Genomic DNA, 18177 nt, shown 5'->3' on the forward strand with positions numbered 1-18177 from the left:
TTTCAACTATCGGCACCAATGGTATTTCGTGGCGGTCACCATCCTCTAACGGCATGTTCAGCTTGCGCGCTGGCAGCTTCAGTAGGAAGCATTGCCTGACCACATCCTCGTCACGGAACTCGTCCATGAAGCGCATCCTAGCCCTCTGCATCATTCTGCCAATGCCAGCGATGGCGAACTGCGTACCCCCGTGGCAGACGCATTTCTCCTGCTACATTCCGGAGCAGAACGCTCACGCGGAGTTCTGCCGCATCGCCGACACCAACTTATATCCGGGCAAAAAGGAAGGCTACTATTCCTATGTGGTCGGCGCTGAGCCAGCTGAACTCTACTTCGAGACCGACACAATCGGTTTCTCGGTCAAGGACACGAATATTGACCATCCGACCGACCTGACCATGTCAATGGGCTACATGCGGAACGACTGGGTCTATGCGTTTGTGATTACGGAAGACGAGCGAATTGGCGGTGACATTCGGGATGCCGAGGTGCGCGTCTATAGTTCATCCGATGACTTTTTCAACGATAAGAAGGATGTGGAACAAGCCCGTCTATATTGCGAGTCAGGATCGATCATCGCTAACCAGGATATGATCGCTCCATAGCAACCTGTTTGTCGGCCATCGACCGATGGCGAACATTCAGGCATTTTGAGCATGGACTGAAAGCACCTCCCCTCCCGAACCGGGCGGTCCCCGCAAGCCCGGGGTCGCTAAAGCGCTTCGGCGCAAGAGTTGGGGCGCAGAAAGCTGGCTGTTCTGGACGAAAGCGGACTTCGTTCCCTCCGCTCGTCGGCAGGCGTTTCCAGAATTGTCGGTAGTCGAAAATGCATTTCGCGCATCGCACGAGAGCAGATGGTCTGCGAGTGGCGCCGACCCCACCCTCGACCCATACTTTGCAGAAAAAGTTGGCGCCCAAAGAACGGTGATCCGATCACCAATCCGTCTAGACTGGTGATTGTTGATTTCTGCCGAGAAGTGACCCTGGCTTTCCACTGAAAATCTCGATGGAAATAGCCACGCCTAACGGGTCATTTCTCAGTGGCAATCAACAGTCACCGACAAAAGTAGGGGCAGTGGAGCAAAATTCCGGCCCTGTTCAAATACCCAGAATTTTGACGGCAGGCCGCCGCACTTTGGCTCGCGATGACACGCGCGGCAGCAAGCGCCTCATCGAAAGGCGCTGGGACGGTCGGAGGCTCTAACTTCCGAGTCGGATAGAGCCTGTTGCCGTAACGAGATCGGGTCGGTTGGGGAGCGCCCGGGCAATGGCCAGCAATAGGGTCGCATGCCCCCCCGCTGCTTGGCATCGCGCGAGCATAGTCCCAGCAGCTCCGTGCAGATGAGGCCAGAGCATGGCGCTGCGATCCTCGAGAGCCCTTGCACTGTTCGATCCGTATCAGTCTGCGGGTGCTGTGAATATCGTCGAGCTGGTGGTGCGCCGCCTCGGGGGACGCGCCGCCCGGCGCCATAGTCGATCCCGAGGGCAGCCCAGTATCTGATGCCGGCTACGGCCTGACATAGCCTGCCTGCCTCTGCGATGCTGAGAAGGTCCGGCACTTGGCGCTGATAGCGGGTGATCACCAGGGTCTGGGACAAATTACGGCGCTTGAGCTTTACCTCGAACAGGAAGCGCAGGGCCGAGACGGCATTATTAATTCTCTAGGGACGATGCCGTTCTCATGCTGAAAAGCTGGTAGAAATGAAGATTGGCTGCCTTGGTCACCTCTTGGCTCTAACCCAGAGAGACGGCAAAGCGCCGGCCGTGACGGACATAATCGTGCTAGGTGTGAACGCCCATCCTAACGAGGGGAAATGTCCGATAACGCCGGTTGCCTCAGCCATCGCACCTCGAAGTGGTCAGTTTCGACCCGGCTTCGCCAATCGACTTGGAGTTATCGTGAGCTGACGCTTAGATTCCAGGTCTAAGCTGGATTGAGCTTTCACGGCAGGTCGTTGAGGCCCATGTCCGCCAAATGATCAGCCACTCTTTGCCATGTGATGATCCGTGGCGCTCCCCGCGGGCAGGTCGTGCGCTTGGTATAGATTTTCTCGATCAGACGATTTCGGGATTGCCGTCGATATAGCTGTCGAAATGCACCGTCGTCTGGTCCTCTTCGCCGATAACGAAGGCCATCTGCGCCGGACCGGCAAGGCGGCGCATGGGAACGTGGTCCTGGTCCACCGTGCAGTAATAATGGCCACCGGCGAGGGTGGTGAAGGGGATGCCGCGCCAGAGGGCGGTCGAGGTCAGGTGGACATGGCCGGCCATGACTTGGCGACTATCAGGATGGGTCTTGAGCGCGGCGATGAACGGTTCAGCGTCGCGGATGCGGATATCATCGGAATTGATGTGGAGCGCATTGGCGTTGTGATGGAGGATCACGATGACCGGGCGGTCCAATGCCTCGGCAAGTCGGGCCTTGAGCCAAGCGATCTGAACCTCGGTGAGGACGCCGTCGACGCGTCCGGGCTCGGAGGAATCGAGGAGAATGATGCGATAGCCTTTGGCGTCGAAGGCTTTGTCGATCTTGCCGGTTTCGGCAACGTATTCCTCGCCGAAAACAGAGACAAAAGTCTCGCGATCGTCATGATTGCCGAGGGTCAGGTGGACCGGGATTTCTATCCGGTCGATCAGTGATTTGAGGCGTTCATAGGCGGCGGGTTGACCAAGATCGGTAAGGTCGCCGGCAAGGACGCAGAAATCGACAGTGTTGTAGCGGGTGGCAATGGTTTGGACGGCTTGCTCAAGCCTGGCGCCGGTGTCGAGCGTCATCGAGAGCTCGCCCTCCGGCATGACGTGAAGGTCGCTGAGGACGATGAATTTGAGGGTCATGGCTGAGCGGTCCGCTAGGTTTTAGGCAGTCTGACGCAGTTTAATGTCAGGGAGAGGACAGCGCCGGATTTTGGCTCGCGCGGGCCATGGCCAATTCGATTTCTTCAAGCAAAGCAGGGAGTTCGCCGGGAGTACGGATGGTGTAGCGCGGCACTTCGTGGGCGAATTCGGGGATGTGGCTGCGCTTCTTGGACCAGCTCTGCCAGATGCTAATGATGCCAAGTTTGTTGGCGCCGCCAATGTCGCGCTCGAGATGATTGCCGACCATGACGATTGCGTCCGCGTCGTCCGGTCCTAAGCCTAAGGAGTGCATAGCTTTTTCAAACATGCGGCGATCGGGCTTTTCGCAGCCTTCGGCTTCGGAAATGACCTGGGCGTGGAAGTGCGGTTCGATGCCGTGGCCACCGAGGATGGTGGCAAAGCTGCGGACGCGGCCGTCGGCGACGAGGGCGAGGCGATAGCCTTCGCGGGTGAGGGCGTCGATCATCTCCAGGGCGCCGGGGATAAGTCCAGCTTCAATGACATATCCTTCGGCGTCGAAAACTTCGGTCGCTTCATTGACGAGGGTGTCGCCGCTATCCAAAAACACCGCTTTGAGAAGGGGTTGCTGGGCGCGCACATCAGCGAGCACGGCTTTTACGCGGCCCGGAATCCAGGCAACGAGTTCGGTCCAGGAGGTGAATTCGACCGTGGACAGATCAAAGCGCTGGTGGAACTGGAAAGACGGCAGGAAGGCGCGGGACTGCAGGTGGCGCTTTACGGCGCGGTGGTCTTCGGCGGTCAAGCCGTGGAGTGCCTCACCGAACATATCGTTGATGAGAATGGCGCCGTAGCCGGCGAGGTTCTGGCAGGCGAGGGTGATGTCTGTGGCGACGGCGCGCTGGGCGTCGGCCGTGGCGGTGAAGGCGTGCTTGCCCGGCGCGGAAAACAACGTGACGCGGCCCTCTTCGAGGGGCAGGGTACCGTTGGGGGGAGTCATTGGGAACACGCCACCATGGGCGCTGGCTTCGACCGCGACCACGCTATTTTCGGCATTGAGGTGGAGCCAGATATGTTCGAGCTCATAGAGGTGCTGGATATCCCAATCCCACCAGATGGCATATTCGATGACCTTGGCGATGCCTGCGCCAAGGGTGATCGCGTGGTTCGCTGAGGGCGAGGAGCCGGGCTCGGTAAAGACCGTGACGCCGATGCGGCTTGGGAGAAAAGGTTCGTTATCGCCAAAACGGACGATGGGCGCGAGGTGGCGAGCGAGTTCGAGATCGGCGCTGGTGGCGACCTTATTGGATGGTGACATAGAACTTCCTCCGGCGCTCTTAAGCAGTTTCCAGTCTTGTAATCGTTTTCAAACTTATGCGGCAAGGTGGTGTGACGGATATTTTTGCGATGGTGCATTTATCCCGAGTTTTTCCGTTTCGCCGAAATTTGGCGTGGAGCCCGTCGATTATAGCGCTTGCGGCCGCAACGAGGATTAGTCGGCGAGCGGAATGGTCGAGGCGCGGGCGATAAGGGTGTTTTCGAGCACCACCTGGCGCGGCGACTTGCTGGTGCTGGTCATGTGGTCGATCAGCGTCATAGCGGCGATCTGGCCCATTTCGTGGATCGGCTGGGCGATGGTCGAGAGCGTAGGGAAGGTGACGGCAGATTCGAGAACGCCGTCATAACCAAGGATCGAGAGGTCGCGTGGCAGCTCTAATCCAAGGCTGTGAGCAGCATGCATGACGCCGATGGCTAGCATATCCGTGGTGCCGAAAACGGCCGTCATGCCGGGATTGCCGGTGATCATGGCGGCGCCGGTTTCGCGGCCGACATCGAAGCTGGCGCTTTCAAAGGGCGGCGAGAAGATGATCTCCACATCGGTTGCGAGATCTTGGGCGGCTTGGCGAATGCCGCGGACGCGCTCGCTGCCGACATCCTGGCTGCCGCCGCGTTGGGCGACGCTGCCGGCGACGATGCCGATCTTGCGATGGCCGAGTTCGATCAAATGGCGCATGCCTTGATAGCCGCCCGAAAAATTGTCGCAGACCACCGAGCTGATGGCGGGAATCTTGGGCTTCATGTCGACAAAGGCGACGGAAATGCCGCGCTCCTGCAGGAGTTTGACCTGTTTTACCGTGCGGGCGTTCGTGCCGGATGGCCGGATGATGACGCCCTGGACACGCATGTCGAGCATGGTCTCGAGATAGGCCTCTTCGCGGTCGGCGTCGCCATTGGTCGAGCAGAGCAGGACGCGATAGCTCTGGTCGAACATGGTGGTTTCGATGGCATAGGCGAGGGCGCTCGAGAAAGGCGTGCGCTGTTGGCGCAGCAGAACGCCGACGATATTGGACTGCTGGGTGCGGAAGGAGCTCGCGAGGCCATTGCGGCGATAGCCCAGGCTGTCGATGGCCTTATTGACCGCCTCGCGCACTTCCGGTCGCACATGGGCATAGCCATTGAGGACGCGTGAGACAGTCGCGATCGAGACGCCCGCGAGCTTTGCAACATCCTTGATGGTGACCACTTGGTTAGCATTCCGTTAGCATCGAGCGCGGCTTAAGGCCCTTTGCGATAGCATTTTGCACCGCGTTGAACCATGTCGATTTTCCTAGCTTGTATTGAAAACGTTTACAAGATAGCGTCACTAAACCGATAGAGGTGGGAACTAGTGACGAGGGGTAAAGGCACCCTCAGGAAGGTGAGGCTTCCGGCTCCAAACCCACCGGCCGGACCTCGGAGGATGCGAAGTGTTCATTTCGTGGGAGGGAAGCAAATGCAGATGGTTCGTTATGGCGTGACCCGGCTGATGGCAGCGTCGCTGCTGCTCGGCGTGGCAACTATGCCCGGCGCGATGGTGCTGCCTGTGGCGGCGCAGGAACAAGCGGCGGCAGTTTGCGCCAGCGGGTTTACCGAAGCGCCGCAGCTCAAGGCTATGGTTGATGCCGGCACCTTGCCGCCCGTGGCCGAGCGCCTGCCGGCCGAGCCGCTGGTGATCCAGCCGGCCGAGGAAGTCGGTGTCTATGGCGGGCAGTTCATCGATAGCTGGGGCGGCGGCAATATCGCCGATATGCGCCAGTTCGGCTATGAACCGCTGGTGCGCTGGAGTGTAGATGGCTCCGAAGTCGTACCGGGGATCGCCAAAAGCTGGGATGTTTCGGAAGACGCGCGAAGCTATACCTTCCATCTGCGCGAGGGCATGAAGTGGTCGGACGGGCAGCCGTTTACCGCTGACGACATCATCTTCTGGTGGGACCGCGTCGAGAACAATCCGAAGGTGATGACCGGCGGACCGCGGGCCGAACTCAAGAACAATGGCGCTGTGCCAACCGTGACCAAGGTCGACGATTATACGGTCACCTTTGCCTATGAAGAGCCGAACGGGCTCTTTCTCCAGAATATGGCCGGGCCCTATGGCCAGCGCGCCGTGCAGTTTCCAAAGCACTATATGGAGCAGTTCGATATCGACCTGAACCCCGATGGTGTGGCCGAGAAGATGGCAGCGGCTGGGGCGACCGATTATGCGGCGTGGTGGAAGGGCAATGTCGGCTCCTACAATGATGCCGCCCAGTTCAATGACCCCAAGCGCCCCTCTATCCATGCCTGGATCGGGACCGATACGCTGCTCGGCAAGGAGCGTGTCACATACGTCCGTAATCCCTATTATTTTGCGGTCGATCCGTCCTGCCAGCAATTGCCCTATATCGACGAACGCGTTTGGGCGGTGGCGGCTGATCCGGAGGTCACGCTGCTGCAGTCGATCCAGGGCCAGATCACCATGTCGCCGCGCAACGTGTCGACGCCGCAGAACCGGGCCGTGTTTTTCGACAATCAGCAGGCCGGCGACTATCGGCTCGTGCCCGCTTCAAGCTGCGACTACAACACGGCTGTTCTCGGGTTCTCCGTGACCCATCCCGATCCGGTCAAGGCGCAGGTGTTTGGCTCGAGGGATTTCCGCGCCGGCGTATCGCTCGCCATCAACCGGCAGGAAATCATCGACACGATCTATCTGGGGCAGGGGGAGCCATTCCAGCCCGCACCACTGCCGAATTCGCCGTTCTACAACGAAAAGCTCGCCAAGGAATTCACCGAATTCGATCTCGCCAAGGCGCAGGAGCATCTCGACAAAATCATCCCCAAGGACGCCAGCGGCGTGCGCGTCGGGCCGGATGGAAAACCGTTCAAGTTCTCGGTCGAGATCAATGCCGACTTCAAGCCGGACACGGTCGATGCATTCCAGTTGATCGAGCGAACCTGGAAACAGGCCGGGCTCGATGTGACGGTCAACTATCACTCCGATGAACTCTTCGGAAATGCGCGGGCCAAGCCCGAGGCCGATGCGGCCGTATGGGTGGGCGAGAATGGCTGCGGTCAGTTGCCGCTTCTCAATCTCAGCCGGTTCATGAACGACTACGGCTATTGGTCGCTCGGCAATTGGTCGGGTTGGGCCGCCTGGGACATGAAACGCCTCAACCCTGACGCAGAACTGGCTGAGGGTGTCAGTGTCGTCGAGCCGCCGGCCAATGTGCAGCGCCTTTATGAACTGCGGTCGTTGATCCCGACGACGGTCGGAGAGGAACAGACGGCGCTGATGCAGGAATTCACCGATCTCCTCGCCGAAGAGTTTCTGACCATCGGCATCGCCAACCCGGCGGGGTACTACCGCTCGGTCAAAAACAACCTGCACAATGTGCCGGCTGAGCTGATCGAAGGTTGGCTCTATCCGGGTCCGGCACCGGCGAATTTTGCGACGTTCTTTTTCAAGTAAGTTCACTCCCTGCAAGCGGGATAGCCGCGGGAGACTGCGGCTGTCCGATGTTCAATTGCAGTGCCACGCCCTCGTGGTTCGAGGGTCGCTACGCTCCCGCCTCACCATGAGGGCTACTGGGGCGCGGCGGCACGAGTAGTCCTCATGGTGAGGTGCTTTGCACAGCAAAGCCTCGAACCGTGATCACCGGTAGCAATAGCTCCAGTGGAGCTATTGCCGGGAAGAACGCCCAGAGCGCTACGCGCGTCGGGCTATGGGCGTGGCACTGAAAGGAGACCGCGATGGGTTCGTTCATGATACGCCGGATCATCTATGCGATCCCGGCGCTGATCGCGGTGTCGTTGATTTCGTTTCTCGTCATCGCCATTCCGCCCGGCGACTATGTCACGCGGCTCGCCGAGATGTCGGCGGCGGCTGGCGATGTAATGCCGATGGCAGAGCAGGAGGCGATGCGTAAGGCCTATGGGCTCGATCTGCCATTGATGGTTCAATACTGGAACTGGATTAGCGGCGTCGTGCTGCGCGGCGATTTTGGCTATTCGTTTTCGTTCAATCTGCCGGTGAAAGACGTCATCTGGCCGCGGCTCGGGTTGACGATCGTCCTGTCAGTTGCGAGCCTCCTTTTCATCTGGGTTGTCGCCATTCCGATTGGGATTTTCTCGGCGGTGAAGCGCTATTCCGCCGGCGATTATCTCGCGACATTCCTCGGCTTTCTCGGCCTGGCCATTCCCAATTTTCTCCTGGCGCTGGCGGCAATGTATATCGCCTTTGCCTGGTTTGGCGTGAATGTCGGTGGGCTGTTCTCGCCGCAATATGTCGAGGCGCCGTGGAGTTGGGAGCGGGTGCTCGATCTCCTGGGCCATCTCTGGCTGCCCATGATCGTGTTAGGAACAGCGGGCACGGCGAGCGTCATTCGGGTGATCCGCGCTAACCTGCTCGATGAGCTGCACAAGCCCTATGTGACTGCGGCGCGGGCCAAGGGGAAGGGCGAGTTTTCGCTTTTGATGAAATATCCGGTCCGGCACGCGCTCAATCCGTTTGTGTCCGGACAGAACGATATTTTCGTCGACATCGTCTCGGGCGGCACCATCGTTGCCATCGTCATGGGGCTACAGACGACGGGGCCGCTGCTGCTCGACGCGCTGAGGACGCAGGACATGTATATGGCCTCAAGCTTTATCCTGATGCTGTCGGTGCTCGTGGTGATCGGGACGCTGCTGAGCGATTTGCTGCTGGCCTGGCTCGATCCGCGCATTCGGTATCAGCAGGGCTAGGAGGCAGGCATGAGCACGTTTGACGAAACTACTGGCCAAGTCGCTCCCGCCGCCAAAACCCATCAACGCGGGCGCGGCTTTGATGGGCATTGGGCGCTGGTCTGGCAGAAGTTTCTGCGACACAGGCTGGGCGTTGCGGGCGGGGTCGTTGTGATCCTTGCCTATGTGGTCGCCGCGATCCCGGAGTTTTTGGCGCCGGTGACGCTCGAAGCCTATAATCCAGCCTATAGCTACGCGCCGCCACAGACGCTACATCTAGGGCGGGACGAGGGCGAGGGCTGGCAATTCAGGCCCCATGTGAACGCCTATAAATCCGAAATCGACTACAATTCGGGGCGGCGGACCTTTGTTGATGACGAAAGCCAACCGGTCGATCTCGGGCTTTTCGTCGAGGGCGAGAGCTACAACCTCTTCGGCTTCATTCCGACAAATCGGCATCTCTTTGGCCCGGTCATCGAAGGGCAGCCATTTTTCCTTTTTGGGGCGGATCGGCTGGGGCGGGATATTCTGAGCCGCACGATCTATGGCACGCGGATATCGATGACCATCGGGCTGATCGGGGTGGCGCTGAGCCTCGTCTTCGGCATCCTGATCGGCGGGATATCCGGGCTCTTTGGCGGGGTGACCGACAATGTTATTCAGCGGCTGATCGAGTTCATACAATCGGTGCCGGCGATCCCGCTTTGGATCGGCTTGGCGGCGGCCATTCCGGCAAGCGTGCCGCCGCTGCAGGTCTATTTTCTCATCACCATCATTCTCTCGGTGCTCGGATGGACCAGCTTGGCGCGTGTGGTGCGCGGGCGGTTCCTCGCCATGCGCAACGAGGATTTTGTTAAGGCCGCACGGCTCGATGGGTGCGGGCCCGTACGGATTATTTTCCGGCATATGCTGCCCAGCTTTCTGAGCCACATCATCGCGACGGTGTCGTTGGCCATTCCCGGCATGATCCTGGCGGAAACGGCGCTCTCCTATCTTGGCATTGGCCTGAGGACGCCGATCGTCTCCTGGGGCGTCTTGCTACAGGAGGCGCAGAACGTGCGCACGATTGCGTCGGCGCCATGGCTGCTGCTGCCGGGCGCAGCGGTGGTGGTGGCGGTGCTGGCGCTCAATTTCCTCGGCGATGGGCTGCGCGATGCGGCCGACCCCTATTCGGACTGAGGCGCATGGACAATCTCATTGAAATTCGCGATCTCCGCGTCACCTTTGCCGGGGCGATCGATGTGGTCAACGGGCTCGACCTCGATATCGCGCCGGGCAAGACGCTGTGCCTTGTCGGCGAAAGCGGTTGCGGCAAATCGGTGACGGCCAAGGCTATCCTGCAGGTGATCGATCATCCTGGGCGCGTGTCTGGCGGGTCGATCAACCTGCGGCAGCCCGATGGCTCGGTGCTCGATATCGCCAAGACCAAGCCGACAAGCCCGGTAATGCAGCATGTGCGAGGCGGCGATATCGCCATGATTCACCAGGAGCCGATGAGCTTCCTGTCCCCGCTCTATACGATCGGCAACCAGATCAGCGAAGCGCTGATGCTGCACCGTAAGGTCGGCGAGAAGGCCGCGCGAGCCGAGGGCATTCGCATGCTCGAAGAGGTCGGCATGCCGGATCCTGCGCGGCGCTATGACAGCTATACGTTCCAGCTTTCGGGCGGTCAGCGGCAGAGGGCGATGATCGCCATGGCGTTGATCAACAAGCCGCGGCTGCTCATTGCCGACGAGCCGACAACGGCGCTCGATGTGACGACGCAGGCCAATATTCTCGACCTTTTGGCGCGGTTGCAGCGCGACACCGGCATGGGCGTATTGTTCATCACCCACGATCTTGGCGTCGTTGCGGAGATCGCCGACGAAGTGGCGGTCATGTATCTGGGCAAGATCGTCGAGCGTGGGCCAGTGCGCGAGGTGCTGGAGCATCCCAAGCATCCTTATACGCGTGGGCTGCTTGCTTCGATGCCGCGGCTCGACGGGGATTTCAAGGCGTCGCTGCAGGCTATTCGCGGCATGGTGCCGCCGCCGGCATTGCGGCCTGCGGGCTGTCCGTTTCATCCGCGCTGCGATTGGGCGCGGGCCGATATGTGTGGGCATGTGCAGGTGCTCGAAACCGAGCTCGGGCACGATCATATGGTCGCCTGCCATGCCTATGGGCCCCAGGCGCACAAGTTCGATCGCGTGGATCGGCCTGTGGCGGCAGCGGCGGCTGCTGCCGCGGTGAAAGTGCGTGAGGAGAGTGCAGCGCCACTTCTCAGCGTGCGCGATATCAAGAAACATTTTCCCATCCGTTCGGGCTTTTTCCAGCGCCAGACCGGGGCGGTGCGGGCGGTTGACGCGGTTTCGCTCGATATTTTTCCCGGCGAGACGCTGGGGCTCGTGGGCGAGAGCGGCTGCGGGAAATCGACTTTGGGTCAGACCATTGTCGGACTCCACCGGGCCGATAGCGGGTCCATGCGCTTTGCCGAAGACGACAGGCCGGCAGTCGATCTTCTGGCGGCGCGCGGTGCGGAGGCACGGCGCCTGCGCACCGATATCCGCATGATCTTCCAGGATCCGACCGGATCGCTCAATCCGCGCATGCGGGTGCGCAATATCATTGGCGAAGTGCTGCAGGTCGAAGGCCAGCTTAGCGACGCCGAGATCGAGGCACGGGTTCAGGCGCTGCTCGCCAAGGTTGGGCTGAGCCCCGATTATGCGCAGCGCTATCCGCATGCATTTTCGGGCGGCCAGCGGCAGCGCATCGCCATTGCCCGCGCGCTGGCATCGGACCCGCGTCTAGTGATTGCCGATGAAGCGGTGTCGGCGCTCGATGTGTCGGTGCAGACCCAGATCATCAATATGATGAAGGCGCTGCAGGCCGAGATGGGTTTGACCTATCTCTTTGTCAGCCATGATCTCGGCGTTATCGCCAATATCAGCGATCGGGTGGCGGTAATGTATGCCGGGCGGATCGTCGAACTGGGATCGACCGAAGAGATTTTTCGCAATCCGCAGCACCCCTATACCGAGGCTCTTCTGGCGGCCATTCCGGGGCGCGGGGAGTCGGCGGGCGGGCGCATACGCCTTGGTGGCCATGTGCCCGATGTGGCGGGTCGGATCGAGGGCTGCGCTTTTGCCGATCGCTGCCCCTATGCGCTCGAGGCCTGTCGGCAGGTCCGGCCCGAACTCAAGGGAGCGGGTGGGCATCTTGACGCCTGCATCCGTTCCGAGGAACTGCATCTGCGGCCGGTCGCGTCAAATGAGACGCTGGTGCCGGCGTAAGCGAGGAGAGTGCTTATGGTTTTGCGTCTTGGCGTGATCGGCGCCGGTCTCAAGGCGGCCGATTATGCGCGCGGCTGGGCAGCTATGCCTGAGGTGCAGATCGTCGCGGCGGCGGAGGTGAGCACGGGCTCGCTCGAGCGCTTTGCGGGCGTTTGCGAAGCGGCCGGCGCGGCGCGGCCCGAGGGCTTTGCCGACGCCGATGCGATGCTGGCGACAATGCAGGGCAAGATGGACGCGGTCTATGTGTCTACCCCGCACGTCTTCCATGGCGCCAATGCGCTGGCGGTGGTCGAGGCGGGCTATGACCTGCTGCTCGAAAAGCCGATGGTGACGACGCAGGACGAGGCGCTCAAGCTGGCTGAGGCGGAAAAGCGCACGGGACGGACCGTGGTCATCGCCTTCCAGGGCGGGTTGTCCCCGCTGATCCACGACACGCGCGACCGGGCGCGGCGCGGCGAATTCGGGGAACTGGTCAGCGTCAATACCTCGATCTGGGAGGGCTGGAAGGACAATTATGCCGGGCAGTGGAAGCAGGACCCGGCAATCTCGGGCGGCGGCTTCATGTTCGATACCGGCGCGCATATGATGAATACGGTCTGCGTGCTGGCCGACAGCGAATTCGTCCGGCTTTCGGCCTTTGCAAACAATCGCGGACTGCGCGTCGATCTGGCAACGGCCGTGGCGGCGCGGTTGGCAAATGGCGCGCTCGTGACTTTCAATGCGGCTGGTGAAGGCCCGCCGGGCTGCGCCTCAGCGATCACGTTCTTCTATTCTAAAGCCATCGTGCGGGTTGATGCCTGGGGCAAGTGGCGCGAGATCGCCGATATACGCGAGGAAGGCGAGGTGCGGGATACGCCGATCCAGACATTCATGGCGGTGCGCGAAGGGCGGCTCGACAATCCCTCGACGGTAGCCAACGGCCTGCGGTTTGCCAAGCTCTGGGATGCCATCAAGGCGTCTGCAGCGCAGGACGGCACCGCGGTCGACGTCTAGGATCGCTTTGTGCTGCACATTTGTGCAGCACGTTCTCGCCTATTTCGATCATCGATCTTCTCGCTCACAAAACGCAAAAGTGCGGACAGTATTGCACACGCGTGCAAAGTTCGGTTGCGTCGCCCCCCGCCCTGTGTCCATGATCATTGTTCGGCGGCTTTGCGGTAAAGAGGAGGCCTGATGTACTTCATTATCGTTCATCTCGTGGCAGCCATCGTGCTCCTCCTTTGGGCCGTGCGCATGGTGCGGACTGCAGTGGAGCGTGCTTACTCGGCACAGCTCAAACGTACACTTGCCCATGCCGAGCGCAGCGCCTTTTCTGCTGCTACGGTCGGCGTCGGCATGGCCGTTGCGCTCCAGAGTTCGACGGCGGTGGCAGCGCTGGCATCGAGCTTTGCTTCGGGCGGTCTGCTCGCCGGCAGTACGGGGCTGGCGCTGATGCTGGGCGCCTATTTTGGGTCGGCACTGGTGGCCTCAGTCCTCTCCTTCGACTTGACTCTGCTGACCGCGCCTTTGATCATTGTGGGCGGTGCGCTGTTCCTGCGCGCCAATGAGCGGCAGATGAAGCAGTTGGGCCGCATGATCCTCGGCATTGCCTTTGTGCTCCTGTCGCTCGAAATGGTATCCGAGGCGACCGCGCCGTGGCGTGAGAGCGACGTTTTGCTGATGGGGATCGACTATCTGCGGGGGGACCCTTGGACGGGCTTCATTATTGCGGCGCTCGTGACCTGGTTTTCCTATTCGTCAGTGGCGAGCGTGCTCGTCATCATCACCTTTGGCGCTTCAGGCGTCATCCCGTTCGAGGTGGCCGCGGCATTGGTTCTCGGCGCCAATCTCGGCGGCACGCTGATAGCGCTCGGGATGACGCGCGGCGCGGACGTGCGGGCGCGCCGGATTGCGATTGGCGCACTGCTGTTTCGGGGTGGCGCTGCGGTCCTGGCCCTGGCCATCATCGAAATCTTCCAGGTGCATTCGATTGGCCTGCCGGGGGATGTTGGGCTGCAGGCGAGTCTCTTTCATAGCGGCTTCAATCTCCTCGTCATGATCCTCGGCCTGCCGATGGTGGGAGCGGCATCAAGACTTCTCGACCGTTTTGTGCAAGCAGGGGCGAGTGAAGAGTCAATAGATCTCGCGCGGCTCCGCCGACCCGCGTTGACGGCATCAAGCCACGGCAATGTCGATGCCGATCTTGCGAGCGCTACCCGTGAACTCCTGCGCATGAGCGAGCTGGTGGAGGTGATGCTGCAGCCCACGATGGAAATCCTCAAGGGGGGCGACAAGGCTGCGATCCGGCGGGTCAAGGCGCTGGAGCCTGAGGTTGATCGCGCCAATGCCGAGATCAAGCTTTTTCTTTCCCAACTTGACTGGGACAATATGGACGAGGGTCAGACGAGCCGCGCGTCAGATCTCAGTACCTTTGCCATTAGCCTTGAACAGGCCGGCGACATCATTTCGCGCCAGCTTCTGCGGGTGGCCGACCAGCTCAACGACCGCCACCTGACCTTTTCGGCGCAGGGCTGGGAGGAACTGCTGGACCTCCACACACGCGTGCTCGGCAATCTGCAACTGGCGCTCAACGTGCTTGTTTCCGAAGATATTGAATCTGCACGCCACCTCGTTGCCGAAAAGGACGAAGTGGGCATTCTGGAACGCAACAGCGTCAGTCGGCACTTTGCCCGCCTGCGCACTGGCGATCCCAACAGTTTTGAAACCAGCGAACTGCACCTGCAAACACTACGCTCGCTGCGGCACATCAACTCGCTGCTGTGTAGTGTTGCCTACTCGATCCTGAGCGAGCAGGGCGAGTTGCTGGGTTCCAAGCTTGCCAGCCGCTCAGCACGCTAAACCCGCCTCTCTGGATTCAGCTGATCATCCAGGCATTCGCGACGAACGCGCCTGGCCCACAACTTCAGCACCAAGACAAAATGCGGCACATCATGACCACCGAATTTGTCGTCGCGTGGCCGTAAACTCGGCACATTCGGCTTCTAGCCCTATTTGGTGCTGGACGTTCATTTCCGACCGCTTCATCGCGCTTCGACCAGCGCAAACTCAGACGTTTCAATCGTGAGGGTTCTGCCATGTTCAGGATTTTGCCCACTCTATCCATTTTCGCGCTCATCTCGGCCAGCGCGGTGCAGGCTCAACAGTTTGTGGCTGCGGGGAGCACGTTGAGTGTGGGCGATGAGGCCACTGTGCCTTTCCTTCTGCCCAATGGTCCTGAAGTTCCGATCACGTTGACCGTCACCGATATCGAAACTGGCAATATCGCCGATCTTTCCAATTTCGATGTTCCAGCTGAGCTTAACGACTCAACGCCCTATTACGTACGCTTCAGCTATACCAATGAAGGCGACGATGACCTTGGCGGTTATCAGGTTGCAGGCTTTGTGGGCCTGGATGCCGATGGGTCCGAACTTATGCCCTCAACGACCATGGGCGGTAGCGAACCATTCACCGCCTGTCTAAACCCCGCTCCATCGACATTGACGGAAGGCGCAAGTCACGAGGGTTGTGTTCTCTTCCTGGTTCCCAAGGACAGTGAACTGGTCTCGGTCGGGTATCGCGGCAATTACCGTTACGAGGAAGGCAAGGACACCGAAGCCAACTTCCCGATCTATTACAATCCGGTGCTCTGGAGCTCAGAGGACGCTCCTAGCAAGAGCAAGGGCACTGTCGTTACGCCCGCGAGCTAGAAATCGACGTGGAGAGCCAGCATTTGGCAGCCGCAAGCTCTGCTCATCTTGCGCTTCTGAACGTCAAACATATTTTTGCGTTCAAAAGCGGCGGCAAGAAGGTCCACCCGTCCGCCATGAAAGGTTAGACCGCACCTAACTGAACATCTCCGAGTCCGACGCGCTCCTGATGACAGCGTAACCCATGTCCCGAAGGTCGCTCATTGCGTGGAGAGCGTTACGGGGTGCGCGCTGGCCAATATCTATGTCACCGACCGATCGCCACTTGTATTCGCGCTGGACTTCAGGAATCTCGTTGAACCTTGCTGGATCAACCAGCAAGACCCAAAGCAACCCCTCTAACTCCAGACGGTAGGCACGGACCTTCATGGATGCTCGCTACATCTTCGAAACCGTGCGCTAGTACCCAGCCTTTTTGGTTGCCGCCATCACTTAGATTAAGCGAACTGAGTGCCCCTCGGCGTCATGGAACGGCGGAAGACTAAGGACATTGATTGTCGCTACGTTGGAGTAGCATCCCCGACCTATCTAGACCCCTGCGATACCTCCTTGGGGCAGGGGTTCTTTTTTGGGGCCAGCCTTACGCCCACTTGATGATGAGGCGGCAGGGTCTAGCTCAATCGGCTAGATTGGAAACTTGGCCAGAAAGCCTACCGTTCTTCCGATAAAGGGAGAGGGACATGATGAAATTTTTTCCAAGCACTGTCGGCGCCGTTTTGGGCGCGGCAGCGGTGTTTATGCATTCGCTTAGCCGTGCAGACACCACGCACCATGGCGACATTTACGACACTTAGGAAGTTAGGGTGGTAATTTACGCCCCATGACGCTACTGCGGCTTATCGTACCGCGGGTTTTCCGTCATGCCCTCGCCTTGGACTCCGCTGTTTCCGCCACCCGCAACCTTATCAAGTGCGCTGTCCGGAAGTTCATCAGACGGTTTTTTGACGACTGAACGTGGATGCTTGTTCTGCTTGGTCATTGAGCTGCTGCCGGTTCGGTAGACACTAAGTTAGGCTAGTTTAGCTTGCTCTTCGTATTCCACGGGGGTCAGATAGCCCAATGTCGAGTGTCGGCGCCTCGGGTTGTAGAAGTGGATCGTGGTGCCGCCAGTGGCCGGTTGGGTCGCCGGCCAGTTCAGCATTTTCTAACTGAGCTGCTGCCGGTTCGGTAGACACTAAGTTAGGCTAGTTTAGCTTGCTCTTCGTATTCCACGGGGGTCAGATAGCCCAATGTCGAGTGTCGGCGCCTCGGGTTGTAGAAGCGCTCGATATAGTCGAACACATCAGCCTTGGCATCGTCCCTGGTGCGATAGACCTTACGAGCGGTGCGTTCGGTCTTGAGCGATGAGAAGAAGCTCTCCATCGCCGCGTTATCCCAGACATTGCCGGACCGGCTCATCGAGCAGGTGATGCCATGGTCGGCCATTAGCCGCTGGAACTGCTCGGATGTATATTGGCTGCCCTGGTCGGAGTGGTGCAGCAGGCTGTCGGGCTTGCCGCGACGCCAGATGGCCATGATCAGCGCATCGGTCACCAGTTGAGCGGTCATCGATGAACTCATCGACCAGCCCACCACCCGCCGTGAGTAGAGGTCAACAACCGCTGCCACATAAAGCCAACCTTGGGCCGTCCAGATGTAGGTGAAGTCGGCGATCCACTTCTGGTTCGGCGCCGAGGCGACGAATGCCCGATCCAGGATGTTGGGCGAGACAGCATGGCGTTGACCGGCATCCTTGGGCAGGCCACGCCGGCGCGGCCGCGCCCGCAGACCTTCTTTGCGCATCAGCCGCTCGATGCGATGGAGACCCGCATCGAGACCTTCGGCTAGCACATCGTGCCAGACCCTGCGAGCGCCATAGGTGCGATCGCTGCCGGCAAAGCTGGAACGGATCCCGGCGACGAGCACCTCGTCATACTGAGATCTCCTACTCGGCGAACGGTTGAGCCAGGCATGGAAGCCCGAGCGAGACACACCGAGCGCCTCGCAGATCCACGAGACCGGCCAGATCCCTCGGTGCTTCGCCACGAAAGAGAACCTCATATCGAGTCCCTGGCAAAGTAGGCCGCGGCTTTTTTTAGGATGTCGCGCTCCGCCTTGAGCTTGGCGACCTCTCGCCGCAGCCTCTCGATCTCAAGCTGCTCGGGCTTCATCTGCCCATGGCCAGGGAAGGCCTGCTGCGGATCGGCGGACTGCTCACGCACCCATTTGCGCAACACGTTCACATGCAGGTCCAGATCGCGGGCAGCCTGCGCCACCGCAACGCCCCGTTCCCTGACCAGCTTAACAGCCTCGAGCTTGAACTCCCGGCTGAACTTGCGTCTCTCCATCAAAACTCTCCAGTTCCAAAAACACCTTATCTTGGTGTCCTCAAAACCGGCAGCAGCTCA

12 protein-coding genes and 1 pseudogene are annotated in these 18177 nt (G+C 60.0%); 8 read left to right on the forward strand and 5 right to left on the reverse strand.

What is annotated here, in order from left to right; all coding sequences use genetic code 11:
* Positions 1 to 125: 125 nt before the first annotated feature.
* Positions 126 to 605, forward strand: a complete 480-nt coding sequence (locus ASG47_RS20060) for a hypothetical protein (RefSeq protein WP_156464186.1) — start codon at positions 126 to 128, stop codon at positions 603 to 605.
* A gap of 1450 nt (positions 606 to 2055) precedes the next feature.
* On the opposite strand, the gene ASG47_RS20065 is transcribed toward ASG47_RS20060, so the two are convergent.
* From ASG47_RS20065 to ASG47_RS20075, 3 genes are all read right to left on the reverse strand, one after another.
* Positions 2056 to 2835: a metallophosphoesterase gene (locus ASG47_RS20065; protein ID WP_061912024.1), complete on the reverse strand. Its 780-nt coding sequence runs from the start codon at positions 2833 to 2835 to the stop codon at positions 2056 to 2058.
* A gap of 46 nt (positions 2836 to 2881) precedes the next feature.
* Positions 2882 to 4132 carry an HAD family hydrolase gene (locus tag ASG47_RS20070; protein WP_061912025.1) on the reverse strand — a complete coding sequence of 417 codons (1251 nt, stop codon included), beginning with the start codon at positions 4130 to 4132 and terminating at the stop codon, positions 2882 to 2884.
* Positions 4133 to 4306: 174 nt separating this feature from the next.
* On the reverse strand, positions 4307 to 5338 hold the full coding sequence (locus tag ASG47_RS20075) for a LacI family DNA-binding transcriptional regulator (RefSeq protein WP_061912026.1): 1032 nt from the start codon (positions 5336 to 5338) through the stop codon (positions 4307 to 4309).
* Between the two features lie 249 nt (positions 5339 to 5587).
* Here ASG47_RS20075 and ASG47_RS20080 point away from each other — a divergent pair, with 249 nt between their 5' ends.
* The 7 genes from ASG47_RS20080 to ASG47_RS20110 all read left to right on the forward strand — a co-directional run bounded on the left by ASG47_RS20080 (position 5588) and on the right by ASG47_RS20110 (position 15790).
* Complete coding sequence (locus tag ASG47_RS20080) at positions 5588 to 7579, forward strand: ABC transporter substrate-binding protein (protein WP_200940991.1); 1992 nt, start codon at positions 5588 to 5590, stop codon at positions 7577 to 7579.
* A 281-nt stretch (positions 7580 to 7860) separates the two neighbouring features.
* Complete coding sequence (locus ASG47_RS20085) at positions 7861 to 8853, forward strand: ABC transporter permease (RefSeq protein WP_061912027.1); 993 nt, start codon at positions 7861 to 7863, stop codon at positions 8851 to 8853.
* Positions 8854 to 8862: 9 nt separating this feature from the next.
* Positions 8863 to 10011 (forward strand): ABC transporter permease, encoded by a 1149-nt coding sequence (locus tag ASG47_RS20090; RefSeq protein WP_082511873.1) that lies wholly within the window; start codon positions 8863 to 8865, stop codon positions 10009 to 10011.
* A gap of 5 nt (positions 10012 to 10016) precedes the next feature.
* On the forward strand, positions 10017 to 12101 hold the full coding sequence (locus tag ASG47_RS20095) for an ABC transporter ATP-binding protein (protein WP_082511874.1): 2085 nt from the start codon (positions 10017 to 10019) through the stop codon (positions 12099 to 12101).
* Between the two features lie 15 nt (positions 12102 to 12116).
* Positions 12117 to 13094 (forward strand): Gfo/Idh/MocA family protein, encoded by a 978-nt coding sequence (locus tag ASG47_RS20100; RefSeq protein ID WP_061912028.1) that lies wholly within the window; start codon positions 12117 to 12119, stop codon positions 13092 to 13094.
* 180 nt (positions 13095 to 13274) lie between these two features.
* The gene (locus ASG47_RS20105; RefSeq protein ID WP_061912029.1) at positions 13275 to 14939 is read left to right on the forward strand and encodes a Na/Pi cotransporter family protein; all 1665 of its coding nucleotides are present in this window, start codon (positions 13275 to 13277) and stop codon (positions 14937 to 14939) included.
* Positions 14940 to 15175: 236 nt separating this feature from the next.
* Positions 15176 to 15790, forward strand: a complete 615-nt coding sequence (locus ASG47_RS20110; protein WP_061912030.1) for a hypothetical protein — start codon at positions 15176 to 15178, stop codon at positions 15788 to 15790.
* 1009 nt (positions 15791 to 16799) lie between these two features.
* Here ASG47_RS20110 and ASG47_RS21355 read toward each other — a convergent pair.
* A pseudogene (locus ASG47_RS21355) lies at positions 16800 to 16880 on the reverse strand (hypothetical protein); the annotation flags it as partial.
* A gap of 89 nt (positions 16881 to 16969) precedes the next feature.
* Positions 16970 to 18117 (reverse strand): IS3 family transposase gene (locus tag ASG47_RS20120; RefSeq protein ID WP_156464189.1). Its coding sequence is split into 2 segments (ribosomal slippage): positions 16970 to 17859 and positions 17859 to 18117, totalling 1149 coding nucleotides; the frame shifts between segments, so codons are not numbered across the junction.
* Positions 18118 to 18177: the final 60 nt, after the last annotated feature.

Source organism: Devosia sp. Leaf420 (genome assembly GCF_001425445.1).
GTDB lineage: Bacteria > Pseudomonadota > Alphaproteobacteria > Rhizobiales > Devosiaceae > Devosia.